The 17,678-nt window shown below is 31.2% G+C and carries 10 protein-coding genes; 9 read left to right on the forward strand and 1 reads right to left on the reverse strand.

Annotation, left to right across the window (positions count from 1 at the left end):
• The first annotated feature begins 148 nt into the window (after window positions 1-148).
• From Q4487_RS00270 to Q4487_RS00310, 9 genes are all read left to right on the forward strand, one after another.
• Window positions 149-3,427 (forward strand): TonB-dependent receptor, encoded by a 3,279-nt coding sequence (locus Q4487_RS00270; protein ID WP_198519445.1) that lies wholly within the window; start codon window positions 149-151, stop codon window positions 3,425-3,427.
• A gap of 10 nt (window positions 3,428-3,437) precedes the next feature.
• The gene (locus Q4487_RS00275; protein ID WP_198519444.1) at window positions 3,438-4,913 is read left to right on the forward strand and encodes a RagB/SusD family nutrient uptake outer membrane protein; all 1,476 of its coding nucleotides are present in this window, start codon (window positions 3,438-3,440) and stop codon (window positions 4,911-4,913) included.
• 118 nt (window positions 4,914-5,031) lie between these two features.
• The gene (locus Q4487_RS00280; RefSeq protein ID WP_303543766.1) at window positions 5,032-6,396 is read left to right on the forward strand and encodes a Gfo/Idh/MocA family protein; all 1,365 of its coding nucleotides are present in this window, start codon (window positions 5,032-5,034) and stop codon (window positions 6,394-6,396) included.
• 31 nt (window positions 6,397-6,427) lie between these two features.
• Window positions 6,428-7,789, forward strand: coding sequence for a DUF4832 domain-containing protein (locus Q4487_RS00285; RefSeq protein ID WP_303571871.1), 1,362 nt, complete (start codon window positions 6,428-6,430; stop codon window positions 7,787-7,789).
• Between the two features lie 31 nt (window positions 7,790-7,820).
• The gene (locus Q4487_RS00290; RefSeq protein ID WP_157811141.1) at window positions 7,821-8,723 is read left to right on the forward strand and encodes a PKD domain-containing protein; all 903 of its coding nucleotides are present in this window, start codon (window positions 7,821-7,823) and stop codon (window positions 8,721-8,723) included.
• Between the two features lie 181 nt (window positions 8,724-8,904).
• The gene (locus Q4487_RS00295) at window positions 8,905-10,008 is read left to right on the forward strand and encodes an acyltransferase family protein (RefSeq protein WP_303543772.1); all 1,104 of its coding nucleotides are present in this window, start codon (window positions 8,905-8,907) and stop codon (window positions 10,006-10,008) included.
• Window positions 10,009-10,385: 377 nt separating this feature from the next.
• Window positions 10,386-13,478 carry a T9SS type A sorting domain-containing protein gene (locus Q4487_RS00300; RefSeq protein WP_303543776.1) on the forward strand — a complete coding sequence of 1,031 codons (3,093 nt, stop codon included), beginning with the start codon at window positions 10,386-10,388 and terminating at the stop codon, window positions 13,476-13,478.
• Between the two features lie 346 nt (window positions 13,479-13,824).
• On the forward strand, window positions 13,825-15,135 hold the full coding sequence (locus Q4487_RS00305; protein WP_303543779.1) for a hypothetical protein: 1,311 nt from the start codon (window positions 13,825-13,827) through the stop codon (window positions 15,133-15,135).
• Window positions 15,136-15,519: 384 nt separating this feature from the next.
• On the forward strand, window positions 15,520-17,043 hold the full coding sequence (locus tag Q4487_RS00310) for a GH3 auxin-responsive promoter family protein (protein WP_303543782.1): 1,524 nt from the start codon (window positions 15,520-15,522) through the stop codon (window positions 17,041-17,043).
• 26 nt (window positions 17,044-17,069) lie between these two features.
• On the opposite strand, the gene Q4487_RS00315 is transcribed toward Q4487_RS00310, so the two are convergent.
• Entirely contained in the window at window positions 17,070-17,672 is a 603-nt protein-coding gene (locus Q4487_RS00315) for a hypothetical protein (RefSeq protein WP_303543785.1), read from the reverse strand.
• Window positions 17,673-17,678: the final 6 nt, after the last annotated feature.

Raw genomic sequence — 17,678 nt, forward strand, 5'->3', positions numbered from 1 at the left:
TTTTTGCCTTGTTTTTCAAATTAATTGACATATATTAGCTACATAAATTAATGAAATATAAAATATTACATCTTATAGTAAGTGTAGTTTTAATAAGATAAGAAATAGAGTAATTACATTAATTTACTAAATAACAAAACCACTCGATATGAAAAAACTTAAAATGCTGCCAAGCATAAAGAGTTATGATTTAAAGTTTAATCTGGCTCTATTATTAGTAATATTCTCAATCTTAGAGATTAGTGCAAAGTCATTTGATAATAAAATTTCTGTTGCTCTAAAGACAGAAAAAAATCATATGCAGCAGAGCATTGTAACAGGTAAAGTTACTAATGAAGCTGGTGAAATTTTACCCGGTGCATCTATTCAGGTTAAAGGTACTTCTATTGGGGTAGAAACAGATTTTGATGGTATTTATGCAATAAATATTCCAGAGAACGGTACAGCAACATTAATTTTCACCTATTTAGGATATGTAAGTAAAGAGGTGTTAGTGGCAGATCAAACTGTAATTAATGTAAAATTAGCACAAAATAATACAAGCTTAGAGGAAGTGATAGTTGTTGGTTATGGTAGCCAAAGAAAAAAAGACTTGGTAGGTGCTATATCTCAGGTAAAAGGAGATGATTTAGTTTTGTCTTCTACTCCTTCAATAGCACATGCGCTACAGGGAAAAGCAGCCGGGTTACAAATTATTCAAAATAGTGCACAACCAGGTGGTGGTTTAGATATTAGAATTCGTGGGGCAGCATCAATAAATGCTAGTAATGAACCTTTAATTGTTGTAGATGGTTTTCCAATATCTCAATTAACAGAGCCAGGAGATGGTAACAGGTATAGTGGTGGTACACAAGGTATTTTAAATTCATTTAATCCTAATGATATAGAATCTATAGAGGTTTTAAAAGATGCAAGTTCAACAGCTATATACGGAGCCAGGGCAGCAAACGGAGTTGTGATTATTACAACTAAAAAAGGAAAAGCTGGTAAAGTGCAAGTAGATTATTCCACATCATACTCTTACCAAGCTTATGAAAATAATTATGATGTTTTAAATGCGCCTGAGTATATGCAGTTAAGAAATGAAGCTGTTTATGAAAATTGGGCTTTTTTAAATAGAGTAGCTCCATATAGCAACAGAACATTACAGGATGCTATTGCAAATCCTGTAAATGGTATTCCGTTTACAAGGGTTTATTCAGACGATCAAATAAATAATGCAAGTAAAGGAACAGATTGGTTTGATATAGTTACTAGAGATGGCGGCATACAACAACATAATATTTCATTAAAAGGAGGTACAGAGTCTACTAAATATTATTTGTCTGGTAATTTATTTGAGCATAAAGGAGTTTTAAAAAGTTCTGAGTTTGAAAGAGCTTCTTTACGTTTTAATTTAAATCAAAAATTTAATGATAAAATTAGTATTGGTCTAAGCTTTACAAAGAGTACAATAAATAATCAAAATACACAATTAGGTGGGCAAGCTTTTGAAAACTCAGGAATAATAAGGTCTGCTTTACAATATAGTCCGTTAATAGACGAGGTAGATAGTTTTGGTAATTATCCAACTAATCCAGATTATGCTATAATTCCAAACCCAGCATCTCTACTTACTATATCTGATGAGGCAAGAACAGATAGGACATTAGCAAATGTGTATTTAGAAGTAAAACCATTAAAGGGTTTAACTTTAAGAACCCAAGCAGGTATAGACCAGGGTTTAAGTGTAAGAAACACTTATTTACCAAGAACTACGTTATGGGGAGAAAATGAAAACGGAAGAGCTTCAATAGCTAGTGAACAAAAAAATGATAAACTTTTAGACATTACCTTAAATTATAAAGCTAATATTTTAGAAGATCATAGTTTAAACTTATTGGCTGGTTACTCTCATCAAAATTTTGAGTCTAGTGGAAATTCGTTAGCTAATAATGATTTTATTACAGATGCTTTTTTATGGAATAATATGAATGCAGGAGCAGGAGTGCCAGATGTAAGTTCCTCTAAATCTACTAGTAAAATAGTATCTTATTTTGGTAGGTTAAATTACATATATAAAGATCGTTATATTTTAACATCTACAATACGTAGAGATGGTTCCAGTAATTTTTCAGAAAATAACAAATTTGCAATCTTTCCTTCTATGGCAATAGGGTGGAATATAGCAGAAGAACCATTTATGAAAAGTTTAAAGGGTAAAGTATCACAGCTTAAATTAAGATATGGTTATGGGCAAACAGGTAATGCAGATATAGGCGGTAATGCATTTGCTTCATATTTTGCAAAACCAGCTTATTTAAATCCTGATGAATCTGTACTAGTTGGTGTTTTTGCTTCAAGGTTAGCAAATCCAAGCTTAAAATGGGAAACAACAACAGAAAAAAACTTAGGATTAGACTTTGGTTTCTTTAAAAATAGAGTTTCCGGATCTGTAGAGCTTTTTGACAAAGAAATTTCAGACCTTTTAAGTTTAAACCCAATTAACTCATACAACGAGATAAATCAAGTTTGGGCAAATATTGGAAAAACCCAAAGTAGAGGTATAGAGTTTACTTTAAATACAGTAAATATTCAAACTAAAAATTTTACTTGGAAAAGTACATTCACTTATTCAACCTTTGATGATAGGTGGCTAGAAAGGGCTCCAGATTGGAAACCAGCAGTTTATGAAAATGTAGATGATCCTATACGTGCGCAGTTTAGTTATTTATCTGATGGAATAATGCAAGCAGGTGAAGTAGTAACTGCACAACCAGATTTATTTCCTGGTCAAATAAAATTAAAAGATGTAAACGGTTATTTAAGAGACGGATCTGGAAACCCTATTGTTGATGAAAATGGTATTTTTCAAAGAACAGGAGAAGCAGACGGAAAAATTGATGAAGCAGATATTGTATTACTTGGTTCTTCAGACCCAGATTTTATTGCAGGTTTTAGTAATATGATTACTTACAAAAACTTTCAATTAAACTTTCATTTTAATGCAATGTTTGGTAGAGAAATTATAGACGCAACAGATTTTACTTACGGGGTATCTACAGACGGTGTAGCAAAAAATGGTGCAAATGCATTAAGAAATATATTGAATAGATGGACACCAGAAAACCCATCTACAACAAGGCCAGGATCTAATTTTGGTTATTCATTATATGACTCTGGTGATTTCTTTTTACAAGATGCCTGGTTTATACGTTTAAGTAATATTTCATTATCATATCAATTTCCTAAAAATTGTTTTGGTAAACATTTGTCTAGTGCAGCATTACGTGTAGGCGGACAAAATATATTTGTTATTACACCTTATAAGGGAGTAGATCCAGAAACAAATGGTTATGATCCTGATGTTAGTGGAGATACATCAAATTTAGTAGCATCTTACCCTAATGTTAGAACTTTTACTGTTGGTCTAGACTTAAAATTTTAAAAAAATGATTATGAAAAAAATTAAACTAATATTATTAGGCACTTGTTTAACTTTATCATTTGCATGTAATCCAGAATTAGAGTCAGTAAATTATGATGAAATTAATCCTGATATTTTTCCTACCTCAGAGGCTGATATCCAATCATTGGTTTATGCAGCTTATTATCCCTTAAGAGGAGCTTATTCTGATGGTATCCATTCCACATCTGAAAAAGGTACTATGTTTGTTTTAGATGCAACTACTGAAATTCTTCAAGGTGATTTTGGAGTTCAACAACTAGCTACATTACATAGTTATACTGCGCAAAATAGTGGAGGCATAACCCGTTTTTATGATGATTTTTATAATAAAATAAGTAGTATGACATTGAGTATTGATAGAATTCAAAACTCTTCTGTTAATGAAAATTTAAAAATATCAGGAATAGCAGAGATAAAATGTGCAAGAGCACTGTTGTGTTATGAACTTTTTGACATGTATGGACCAATAGTAGTAGCACCATTAGAGGTATTAAAAAATCCTTTAAGTGAAGAACCTTTAGCTAGGTTAAGTAATGATGAAATGGTGCGTTTTATTGAAAAAGATTTATTAGATGCAGCTTCAGACTTGTTACCTCCATCAGAAGCTAAATACGGGAGATTTAGTCAGGGTATGGCTCGTATGTTATTAATTAGGCTGTATTTGCATGAAAAAAGATGGGCAGATGTAGAAAAACAGGCTAATTTAATAATGGCTATGAACCATTATGAGTTAGAGGATGATTATTTGAGCATGTTTGATGTGCAAGCACCTGTAGATAGTAACGAAATTATTTGGGCTATACCTGCAGATTATGCCGGTACCAGCGAAAATCAATGGCAGTTAATGGTGTTACCATCAAACTATCCAGGAAGAGCAGGTTGGGGAACAATACAAAGCTCTTGGAAATTTTATGATTCTTTTGAAGAGCAAGATATAAGAAAAACAAATCTTATAGCAGAGTATGTGGGTACAGATGGTGTTACCTATAATAGAAGTAACCCTGGTACTATTATGCAATACGGACCTATACCATTAAAAATTTCAGAAGATGCAGCCAGAAGTACAGCAATAACAACGGTAGATATTGTAATGTATAGGTATGCAGATGTTTTATTGTCTAAGGCAGAAGCTTTGGCTAATAAAAATAACACTCCTAGCCAACAGGCTATAGATTTAGTTAATATGGTTAGAAATAGAGCAGGTTTAGATGCAATTTTACTAGCAGATTATGCAGACATAGATACATTTAATAAAATGATTTTATTAGAAAGGTCTCATGAATATTGGTGTGAAAATGGCCAATACAGAGCAGATTTAATTAGACACGGTAAATACAGTGATTATAATATAGATTTAAATGGTGTTTCTAGTCAAACAGCTCCACATAAAGCTCTCTTTCCTTTTTCTCTAGATAAGGTAAGTGAGGGTAAAGGTGCTTTTTTACAAAACCCAGGTTACAATTAGTTCAGTTAGTTTAGTAGGTGAGGGTTGTTTATTTTGTATATAAATAGGCAATCCTTATATCTAAATTAATTACACTTTAATACAACAACTAATTACACAGAATAATTAAGAAAATATAATGGACTCTAGACGAAATTTTATAAAAAAAAGTACAATTCTAGGAACAGGAATATCTCTTTTACCAGGATTGACTTTTGGAATTAATAATAATAATAATAATAAACATCATAACCTTAAAATAGGTATGATAGGCGTAGGCTTACGCGGCACTAACCATTTAGATAACCTTTTGTTAAGGGACGATATTACAATAACTGCAATATGTGATATTGACCCTAAAAGAATTGATATTGCAGTAAACAAAATTACAAGTAAAGGGCAAAAAAAGCCCTTAACGTTTGGTAAAGATGATTATGATTATAGAAACCTTTTAGATTTAAACAATGTAGATGCTGTAATTATTTCTACTCCGTGGTTGTGGCATACGCTTATGGCAAAAGATACAATGAGAGCTGGTAAATATACCGGTTTAGAGGTGTCTGCGGCCAACACAATGGAAGAATGTTGGGATCTTGTTAATACACATGAAGAAACCGGAACACATTTAATGATTTTAGAAAATGTTAATTACAGAAGAGACGTTATGGCTGTACTTAATATGGTAAAGCAAAACGTTTTTGGAGAACTATTACATTTTAGATGTGGTTATCAGCATGACTTAAGACATGTAAAATTTAATGATGGTAAAACACCCTACGGTAAAGGTGTAGAGTTTGGAGAAAAAGGAATATCAGAATCTGCATGGAGAACACAACACTCCTTATTAAGAAATGCAGATATTTACCCTACTCATGGTATTGGACCTGTGGCTGCAATGTGTGATATTAATAGAGGTAACAGGTTTATGACACTAACATCTACAGCTACTAAAGCAGTAGGGCTTCATAATTACATAGTAGAGAACGGAGGAAAACATCATCCAAATGCAAAATTAAATTTTAAACTGGGAGACGTAATAACATCTACCATAGAAACATCTAATGGAGAAAGCATAATTGTTACTCATGATACCAATTCACCAAGACCTTATTCCTTAGGTTTTAGAGTTCAGGGTGCAAATGGTTTATGGGAAGTAGATGGTAATAGAATTCATATAGATAAAATAACAGAGCCTCATAAATGGGATAAAGCAGATGAGTGGTTAAAAAAATATGACCACCCATTATGGAAAAAATTTGGCGATTTAGCTAATGGATCTGGACATGGAGGTATGGACTTTTTTGTAATTCATGCTTTTGTAGAAGCTGCTAAAAAAAATATAGCACCACCAATGGATGCTTATGATGCAGCTGCCTGGAGCGCCATAACACCTTTGTCAGAAGCATCTATAGAAAACAATGGTGAACCTCAAGATTTCCCTGACTTTACAAGAGGTAATTGGGTTAAAAGAAAACCATATAACTGGATAAAAAATACGTACTAATACCCTTTTAACTATTATAAAAAATAAAATGATGAAAAATAGAATTTTAGCGTTAACACTATTAATTATGGTTATTAGCTGTAGTAGTAGTTCTTCTGGTGATGATGAGGTAATTGCAGATGACACGTTAAGTGAAATAAAATATACAGAATCTTTAGAAGTAATTTCTAATCCAGAACGTGGATTTATGCATAGCTGGAGTGTTCTCTCTGAAGGAGATCCGTTAAGTTTAGTGACATTAAACAGTTTAAAAAATGAAAATGTAACTATTATTTTACGACTATACTATCTAGATGCTTTTAAAAATTCAGATTTAAGTGAAGTTCAGTTAAACCTTATTAAAACAGATTTTGAAAGGTTAAGGGAAGCAGGAATTAAATGTGTTTTGCGTTTTGCATATAATAGTAATTCTGATGAAACTGATGCTCCATTAAACATAATAGAAAACCACTTAGATCAGCTTAAACCAATAGTGTCAGATAATGCAGATGTAATAGCTTTTGTACAAGCTGGTTTTATTGGCTCATGGGGAGAATGGGCTTTTTCAACAAATAACTTAACAACAACAGAAAGTAGAAAAGCCGTTGTAAACAAGCTGTTAGATGTATTTCCTAAAGAAGTAAAAATACAATTAAGAACACCAAAATATAAGCAAGAAGTTTTTGATTATACCAATGCTATAGATGAAACCGTTGGGTACGGTACAACAGACATAGCCCGTGTGGGTTTTCATAACGATTGTTTTTTAGCTAGTGTAGATGATTACGGTACTTACCAGAATGTAACTATTGAAAAAAGTTATATTAGTGATGAAGCAAGTTTTGTGCCTACTGGCGGAGAAACTTGTCCGCCTAGCGGAATACCAACAGCTAGTTGTGCTACAGCAGAGGAGGAAATGACTTTGTTAAAATGGACATATTTAAACTTAGATTGGTATGGCCCAGTGCTTAATGTCTGGAGAAATAATAGCTGCTTTGTAGATTTTCAAAAAAAGTTAGGATACAGACTTGTTTTAAAATCTGCAGAATTACAAAAAGAAGTAACTGCTAGCAGTAATTTTAATTTAAATGCAGTGATAAGTAATGTTGGGTATGCTCCAGTTTATAATCAGAAAAATACTTTTTTAGTACTTAAAGCTACAGATGGAACCTTGTATAAAAAGGCATTAAATTTTGATGTTAGAAAGGTGTTACCTAATGTAGATTTACAATTAAATGAGTCTGTTGCATTAACAGGAATTCCTGCAGGAAAATATGACTTGTTTTTAAAAATTGAAGACCAAAGCAGTAAATTGGCAGACAGGCCAGAATATGCAATACAACTAGCAAATAGTGATACTTGGAACGCATTAGAAGGTTTAAATAAGCTTTCTCACACACTAACCATTAACTAAAATCAAAATTTAATCTTTAACTATAATGATTATGAAAAAAATAATTTTCTTACTAAGCACCTTTTCTGTTTTTCTCATTTTGAGCTGCGGATCAGATGACACTGACACTAATTCTGATAATGGTAATGTTGTTGCAGATTTTTCATTTTCTAATGACGATAATTTATTTTCATTTACAAACCTTTCTGAAGGTGCAACTACCTATAGATGGGATTTTGGAGATTTAAGTTTTTACTGTGACAAGGAGAACCCTACTTATAGGTATGTTAATATAGGAGGGGAGATAAAGGTAACATTAACCGCAATTAATGATTTAGGACAAGAGGCTGCTGTAACAAAAATAATTACAGCTCCAGAAGTTCTTGATGTAGATATAGCAATTGATGGTGATTTTACAGATTGGGAATCTATAGAATATTTATATCAAGAACCAACAGCAGCATCCATGCAAAAAATAAAAGTATGGGGAAAAGGAGATAACGTAAATGTTTACTTAGAAGGCAATTCTACTATGCAAATGGAGCTAGTTAATATATTTATAAGTACAGACGGAGACGCATCTAGCGGTTTTTTAAGCTGGCAGTGGCCAGAGGGCTCTGGAGCAGAACTATTGTTTGAAGGTCCTTTGCTTAGTAATTCTTGGGGGTCTTTTTTTCAACATACAGATCCTAATGGAGGTTGGGGTTGGTCTGCTTTAGCTGGTTCTGGAGAAAACCTTACTTCATCTGGTGTTATTAGTGTAGATAATGATACAAACGCTATAGAATTTAGTATTCCAAAAACTCAGTTTGGCTCTATAGGTAGTACCATAAGCTTTGCTTTTACAGAGTTAACTATTGGTTGGGCTGCCGTTGGTACTTTTCCTAACGTAACAGGCACTAGTAAATTTGTTAGTTATGAGGTTCCTATAGAGTCTACAGGTCTTTGTGAGTAAAAATAATACAAACTAATATTTATAAGTAGTAGCTATATAACATAAAGCTTAAAATTCTAGTTTTAAACCAAACTTTTTTAGCTAATATTTTCCCCATAAAAAATAAAAGGCTAGTCTAAAATTTATCAATTTTTAAAATATTTAGACAGCTTTATTACACATAAGTTTAATAATTTTTTAGGTGGATAATTTAAATAAACAAAATAAGAGGTTATTATCAATAGATGCGTTAAGAGGTTTTGATATGCTTATGATTATTTTTGCAGATCACTTTTTTGAAAACTTACATAGCGCTTCGCAAACTAATTTTTCTGGTTTTTTAGCTACTCAATTTAAGCATCCAAAATGGTTTGGGTTTCATTTTTATGACATTATTATGCCTTTATTCCTATTTTTAGTAGGAGTGGTAATTCCTTTTTCTTTAGAAAAACGAAAAAAAGAAATTGATAATAAATTAAAGCTTTACCCGCACATAATTAAACGCTTTTTTATTTTATTTATACTAGGTTGGGTTGTACAGGGAAATTTACTACACTTTAGTATTAATGAGTTTAAAATTTTTAGTAATACATTACAAGCCATTGCAGTTGGCTATTTATTTGCTTGTATATTTTATATTCATTTAAGTAAAATAAATAGATATATAGCTTTTGCAACATGTATTATCATATATATATTGTTGCTAGAGCTTGCACCTGTACCAGGTATAGGGATTAGTGAGTTATTACCAGATAAAAATATTGCTATTTATGTAGACAATATAGTTTTTGGTAGGTTTGATGATGGTTACCAGTACACTTGGCTGTTAAGTAGTTTAGGGTTTACAGCAACTACACTTTCGGGTTTATTTATAGGAGAAATACTAAAATCAAACTTATCTCCCAAAAAAACAGCATTACATATTTTTTTATTAGGGTTAGCATTTATTACAATAGGTTTGTTTTTAAATATATTTCATCCTAGTGTTAAAAAGTTGTGGAACAGTACATTTGTTTTATTATCATCAGGGTTATGTATGCTTTTGTACAATATATTTTATTTAGTTATAGATGTAAAAGGTATTGTAAAATGGAGTCTTCCTTTAAAAATTATAGGAGTTAATGCAATTACAGCTTATGTTCTGTCTCACGTATTAAATTTTCCAAAAATTTCAGAAGATATTTTATTTGGTCTAGAACAGTTTTTTGGAGCATATTACAATGCATTAACATCATTTGGAGGGTTTTGTATTATGTATCTTTTATTATGGTATATGTATAAAAATAAAACTTATATAAAAATATAATTTTTAACAAATTGTAGCTTGTTATGTATTATAATTTGCCAGACTAGGTTTAACTATTAATTTTATTTTAATCATATTTTTTATTTACTATTCAAACATATAATTCTATTTTTCCTAATGTTTTTAGTACTTAAGAACCTAATCTTGTAAGATTTTTAGTCTGTTAATATTGTTTTTTTAAATCAAAATTTATAATAATATTAATATTTTTTTAAAAAATGTTATCGAGAACACTAAATATTTTTATATATTTGCTTTAAAATGTGCTCGAACACATTTTTAAATTGAAACTGATAATTAGATTTTTAACAAATAGAATGCACTTAAAAATAGATAACCACAATTATAAAAAATAACTAAAAACTACTATTACTACTATGAAAACAATTTTGAACTACTTAAAAACAGTTTTAACCAAAAAAGAGCCCAGTCTAAATTATAGACTTAGAAGCTTAATTTTGTTTACATTTCTTTTATGTATTACACAAATAGAAACAAGTGTAGCGCAAACAAGACCAACAACCTTGTATGTAGATGCAAGTTATACAGGAACCACTGCATCAAATGGTTCAGAAACGTATCCATTTAAAACAATAAGAGCTGCGTTAGACTACAGAGGTAATGTGTTAGGTATTGCTAATATGGTTTCTGATGAGCAAATTATAGTTAAGCCTGGTACGTATTACCCAACAGAAGCTACAAGAATATTTATAACATCTGCCAATGGTGGTAAAGGTAGTAATTGGTTTACATTACAAGCCCAAGGAGAGGTAATTATAAATGGTAGAGACCTTTACAGTGTTAAGTTTGCTTCATTAATAGCAGTAACATCCGGAGCTAAAAGTGTAAGAGTACAGGGGTTTAAACTAGAAAATATGCGCTGTAATGAGAGTTTAAAAAGCCTTAACGAAAAAGGAGAACTAGTAAAGGATTCTAAGTTTGGTATACAGTTGGCAAATACATCTGAAAAAATAGAAATAGTAGGTAATGAAATTTATGATTTTTCATGGACTCCAAATGTAGATCCTTTAATTAATAGAGTAAATTTTAATGAATCAGAAAAAGCAATATTAAAATCTGCAACTGGAAGTGATAATTGTGGGCCAATTAATGTAACCGGTACAAGTACTACTGCTATTAAGGGTGTGGTTATAAAAAATAATTATATACACCATGTTATACCAGGTTGGACAGAGGGTATACAGGTTAATGGTAATGTTGATGGGTTTAAAATAATAAACAATACAATTACAGAAGTACAAAATATAGGAATTGTTGCGGCCGGTAGGTACGAATGGGTTATGGAGATTACTGGGGCTACTTTACTAGAAAAGTACAATTATGCACGTAATGGTCTTATAAAAAATAACAAAGTAACTAGCTGTAGGTCTCCTATTGCCACTGCTGCTGGTATTTATTGTGATGGTTCTAAATACGTTACAGTAGAAAATAATATAGTTTCAGATGGGCAAGTTGGTTTTTCTATTGGTAATGAGACTGAAGATACCAACTCTGGTGGCCATACGCTTAAAAATAATATTGCTTATGATAACTCTTATGTAGGTTTTATATTTGGAGTACCAGAAGATAAGGAAAAAGCTTATGTAGACAGTATAAAAGTAATAGGAAATACTTCTTATAGAAATGGTAGTACTAATGATACATACCTTGATGTATTAACAGGAGCTGAATTAATTATAGCTAGAAATGTAAGAAACTTAACTGTTAAAAATAACATTTTTTATGCTGTTGATAATGAAAATTTAGTAGTAGTAGTAAAACCTTCAGATGCTAATGTACCCTATTTAAGTACTATAGATTTTGACTATAATATTTATTACACAGATAAAGAAGGTACTCATAATGGTTACTTTGACTGGTCTAATGCTGGAGGTGATAGATATGGAAATTTTGCTTATTACCAACAACAAAAACCAAATTTAGACCAAAACTCACAGTTTGTAGATCCTAAATTTGTGAATACTACAAGTCCAAATGTAGACTTTAACTTGTTACCTACATCTGGAGCTATAGATGCTGGAGACCCTTTATATACAGTAGCTGAAGATGAAGTAGACTATTTGGGTAATGAAAGAATATTTAATGATATAGTAGATGCCGGCGCTATAGAATACGGAGCTAGTATTGGAGACCAATCTGCAGCGATAGATGGTGTAAATAGTGCTAGTGAAAACTACATAGCATTACAAACTGGCGTAAACCAAGGAGTATGGTCTAGTATATATGCTTATGATGATGAAAACTTTGTGTACGTATATGCAGAGTACTCAGGTAGTTTACCAGAATATTCAATTTTTGTAAATACAAATTCTAGTACTGGTTTTAAAGAAACTTGGGTAGAAAAAACAAATTACTATGTAGACGGAAGCTTAAACCTTTTAAACACTTACAATGAAAACGGTAACGCAGCTTGGCCTTTTGCAGCAGATAATAGTGTTATGAATGTTAGATGTGTTAAAACAGCAACAACTATAGAAGGGCGTATACCTAAATATGCATTAGGCATTGGTAATACCGGTACCATAGGTTTAGGTATTATAGGTTATACTGATAATTGGCCAACATCTGTAGGGTCTATTCCTTTACAAAATAACGGAATGGTGTATTTAACTTTAAACGGAGGATCTGGAGCAGGAACTTTAGCTGTAGATGGTTATAAAAGCCCAGTAGAGGATTATCAACCATTAATTACAGGTGTTACTGGCAGTTCTTTTAGTAGTATTTACGGTTATGCAGATGATAATTATATTTATTTATACGCAGATATTGATGCACAAGAGCTAGATGAGTACAACGTTTTTATAAATACTAACGGAGCAACTGGTCACCCTTATATGTGGACAGATAAAACCGATTATTTTATAGATGCAAATTACAATGTATTGCACCAATACAATGGTGCAAGTACAGGGTGGCCTTTTAGCAATGTAATTAACTCAGAGGGTATAGAGTTTGTAATGACCCCAACAAGTATAGAAGGTAAAATACTTAAGTCTCAGTTAGGTTTAGGCAGCACAGGTACAATAGGTATAGGTTTAGAAGGGCATACTAAAAATTGGGGTAATAGTTTAGGTGCTGTACCTACAAATGGTAACAGTATGGTTTACTTATCACTAGGTGCTTCTACAGCTAACAAAGCTGCTACGGCTAGTAAAGTTATTACAGTAAGCAAAATAAAAGAAGAAGTAGATGTTACTAACTTAGACTTAATAGTTTATCCAAACCCTGCAATAAATGAAATTTCTATTAATTACTCAGTAGAAATTGCAGGAGAAGTATCTGTACAACTAGTAGGTATGGATGGGGCTGTATATTTTTCAAAAAATACATATGTAAAAACTGGTAACCATACAGAGGTTGTTCCTGTAGAAAGTTTATTAAGAGGTATGGTAATACTAAAAGTTAAAACACCACACAATACAACCACAAAAAAAATTATTCTAAAATAAATTAATACACGGGCTTGTATTGCAAAAATAATGCAAGCTCTTTTCTAATTAAAATTTAAAAATTATGAAGAAAATATTGCTTGTAGGATTAATTGCTGCGCTATTTAATATTGTTTGTTTAATAAGACTATTGTTGCTACCATAGTCTAACAATAAAAGGCTAATTACAATAATTAGTTGTTTGTAGAGTATTTCTTATTAAAGATCTAGTAAAAGGAAATTACACGTAAGTATTTTTCTTAAAGTTAACTAAGCCAAATAACCATATAGAGTAACCAAAAAAATAATGGAGCTTATAAAAAAACATAAAAGAGCTCTTTTTAACTTTAAATTGAAAATAAAAATTATGAAAAAATTATTATTTGTAGTGTTAATTGCTAGTGCTTTTGCCGTTAGTTGTGATGGTAAGTATGACGAATTTTTTGATGATATTGAAGAAAACGTAGACGAAGAAGTAATTGATGTCACCGTAGATAATTTAGGTGGTGTATATGAAATTACTAAAGTGCAACCAATGACAGGAATAGTACTTTGGGATGATAATAATAACAATAACAAAGGGGTAAATAGCTTAGAATATTCATATATGAATTATGATGATATTGTATCTCAAAAAGGAGTTTATGATTGGACAGCTGTTGAAAATAAATTAAATGATATAGCATCTAGAAATCATCAAGCAATTTTAAGATTTAGAATTACATATCCAGGTTTTAAGACAACTGTACCACAGTATATTAAAAATAGTAATGGATATAAAGAAAAAAAGGCTGAAGCAGAAGGTAAGGATACTTGGTACCCAGATTGGAGAAGCCAAGAGTTAAAAGATTTTATTTTAGAGTTTTATGAAAAATTTGCATTGGAGTATGATGAAGATAACAGATTGGCATTTATACAAGTAGGTTTTGGGCATTATGCCGAATATCATAATCATGACGGTCTTTTTATACCGGGTAGAACTTTTCCTAGTACATCTTTTCAGACAACATTTTTAAATAAGTTAAATGATGTATTTTACAGCCTACATTGGTCACTTTCTATTGATGCTGGAGATTCTGAATATGAAAGCGCTATTAATCAAAATACATCTTTATTAAACATGTCTTTTGGTGTTTTTGATGATTCTTTTATGCATCTTGAGCACGATGATTATAATACAAGAATGCATAACTTTTTTGGAAGGGATAGATTTGAAAATTCACCTATAGGAGGAGAGTTTAGTTATTATAATGATGTAAATGACGAGCCTTATGACCAAAGAAACGTGCTTTCACCTAATGGGCCACACGAAGAGTCTTTTGAGTCTTTTGCAGCGCGTTTTCATATTACATATATGATAGGTAATGACCAGTTTGAATATCAAAGCAAAAACAGAATTAAAGAAGCAAGTTTAGCTACTGGTTATAAGTTTGAGGTAACAAAATTTGTTAAAATAGACGGTAAATCAATTTTAACAGTAAAAAATAATGGTATAGCTCCAATTTATTATGATGCTTACTTATCTATAGCAGGTCATGATTCTAACGAATCACTTAAATCATTAATGCCAGGAGAAGAAAGTGTATTTACTATTGATCATGACGGTGATGAAGAGCTAGAAATCTATTGTCCAAGGTTATTAGATGGCCAAGTAATAGACTTTGTTAATTCGTACTAAGTTTTAGTCTTATTGCCTTCAGAAATATTAGTTTTTTTGAGTGTTAAATATGTTAAGATTGCAACAATGCCAGGTAATATGTGTTTAAGTTAAAACGTTGGAGTTAGTATTAATACTATTTGGGGAATAGTCATTAAACATCATAACTTTGTATTACTTAATTAGTATAACTGTTTGGCAATAAGCTAAAAAACAAAACCAGTAAATTTATTTACTGGTTTTTTTATGCTTAAATTTTAACCATCCTTTTATTTTCTTAGTGTTAATAATAGTTTTAAATGAGTTAAACTCCTGTTTAAAATTATAAGACTTTTGTTACTATATGACCTAGATACTTTTTTCAATAGGCCTAGTTGCATATTAAATCACCTTAAACACTAACAAATGGCTATAATAGGAAACATAATTAAAGGAATTATTCATGCTTCAGATATTATCTCTACAAGTAATAATGCAGTAGAAGAACAAAAGGCAGTACTTAAAAGTTTATTAAGTACAGCAGAAAATACAAAATTTGGAAAGCATTATAAGTTTGATCATATATTAAACTCAGGTAATATAGAGAAAGAGTTTAAAAATATAGTACCCTTCTCAGACTATGACCAAATAACTACTAATTGGTGGCAAAATGTACAAAAAGGAGAAGAAAATGTTACTTGGCCTAATAGTCCAGATTATTTTGCTTTAAGTTCTGGTACAACAGGAAAAACTAGCAAGCGTATACCTGTTACAGATGATATGGTTAAAGCCATACGTAATGCTGGTATACAACAAGTTTTGGCACTTAAAAACTTTGATTTACCTGCAGATTTTTTTGAAAAAGAAATTATGATGCTGGGTAGTTCTACAGATTTAGAAGAACATAACAACGCATTAGAAGGTGAAATTAGTGGAATAAGCGCTAGTAATATTCCGTTTTGGTTTCAAAACTATTACAAGCCAGGAAAAGAGATTGCTCAAATTGCAGATTGGGATACACGTGTACAACGTATAGCAGAGAAAGCATCAGACTGGGATATAGGAGCCTTAAGTGGTATACCGTCTTGGATGGAGCTTATGTTAAAAAAAGTAATAGACTACAACGGACTAAAAAACATACATGAAATATGGCCTAACCTACAAGTATACACCTCTGGTGGTGTAGCTTTTGGACCGTATGAAAAAAGCTTTAATGCGCTATTAGGAAAGCCAATAACAGTTATAGATACTTATTTGGCATCTGAAGGTTTTATTGCTTTTCAGCAAAGACCAGAAACCGATGCCATGAAATTGGTTACAGATAACGGAATTTATTTTGAGTTTGTTCCTTTTAATCCAGATTATATTAAGCCAGATGGTTCTTTAGTGCAAAATGCTCCTTCACTTACAATAGCAGAGGTAAAGCTAAATCAAGATTATGTTTTAATATTAAGTAGTGTTGCTGGTGCTTGGCGTTACCTTATAGGAGACACTATAGAGTTTACAGATATAGAACGTGCAGAAATTAAAATTACAGGTAGAACAAAGTTTTTTTTAAACACTGTAGGTTCGCAATTATCTGTAAATAAGTTAAATGATGCTGTGCAACATTTAGAAAAACAATTTAATATAGAAATACAAGAATATACATTATGTGCCAACCGTATTAACGATGATTTTTACCATTGTTGGTATTTAGGCACAGAATCTAATATTAATAACACAGAGTTAGCACAAGAATTAGATCGTTTTTTAACAGAAGCAAATAAAAATTATAAGGTTGCTAGGTCTAAAGCTCTAGAGGGTGTTAAAGTAACTACGGTTATGCCTTCTGTTTTTCATGAGTGGAGTGGAAGTAATAAAAAGAAAGGCGGACAGGTAAAAATGGAAAGGGTAATGGGGCAAGAGCGTTTTGCAGAGTGGGAAGACTTTGTGATAAATAACTCTTAAATTATATAAAAAAAAGAAGCAATTAATTATTGCTTCTTTTTTTCTAATTCATTTACTAATACCATTATTTCTTCAGGAGATAAATAGTACTTTTTAATTCGTGCTTTATAGTCTTCATCAATCTCTGCGTTGTTTAAAATAAACTTTTTGGTTTTTAAAATATAGTTAGCCATGCCAGAGTTTACTGCGTAAGAATCTGCTGCGCGCTCAGCTTCTTTTATATAATTGTCAGACAAAGAGTATTTTATACCAAACCACATTAAATTTAAACTACTACGGTTTTGGTAATCTAAAATATGACCAAGTTCATGACCTAACCAGCCAATTAATATATCGCTGTCTACATTTGTAGTTTTAAATTCTTTACCAGATATTTTAAATTTTTCACTTATTAAAACTAAATACTTTCTTTTTTTTTTAGATCGTAAAAGACTGCCAAATACAGGTTGTGCCTGCATTGTAGATTTTTTAATGTTGTTTTTAAATCTAAATTCTATTTCTGTATTTTTTAATTGTGGGTAATAGGATAAAGCAATTAAGGCTTCTTTTTTAATAATTTGCGGAGTAATATGTTGTGCGTTTATGTATTGTACACTCATAAATAATGCTATATAAATTATAAATTTCATTGTTTG

It is taken from the genome of Cellulophaga sp. 3_MG-2023 (assembly GCF_030546975.1).
In the GTDB taxonomy this organism is placed as follows: Bacteria; Bacteroidota; Bacteroidia; order Flavobacteriales; family Flavobacteriaceae; genus Cellulophaga.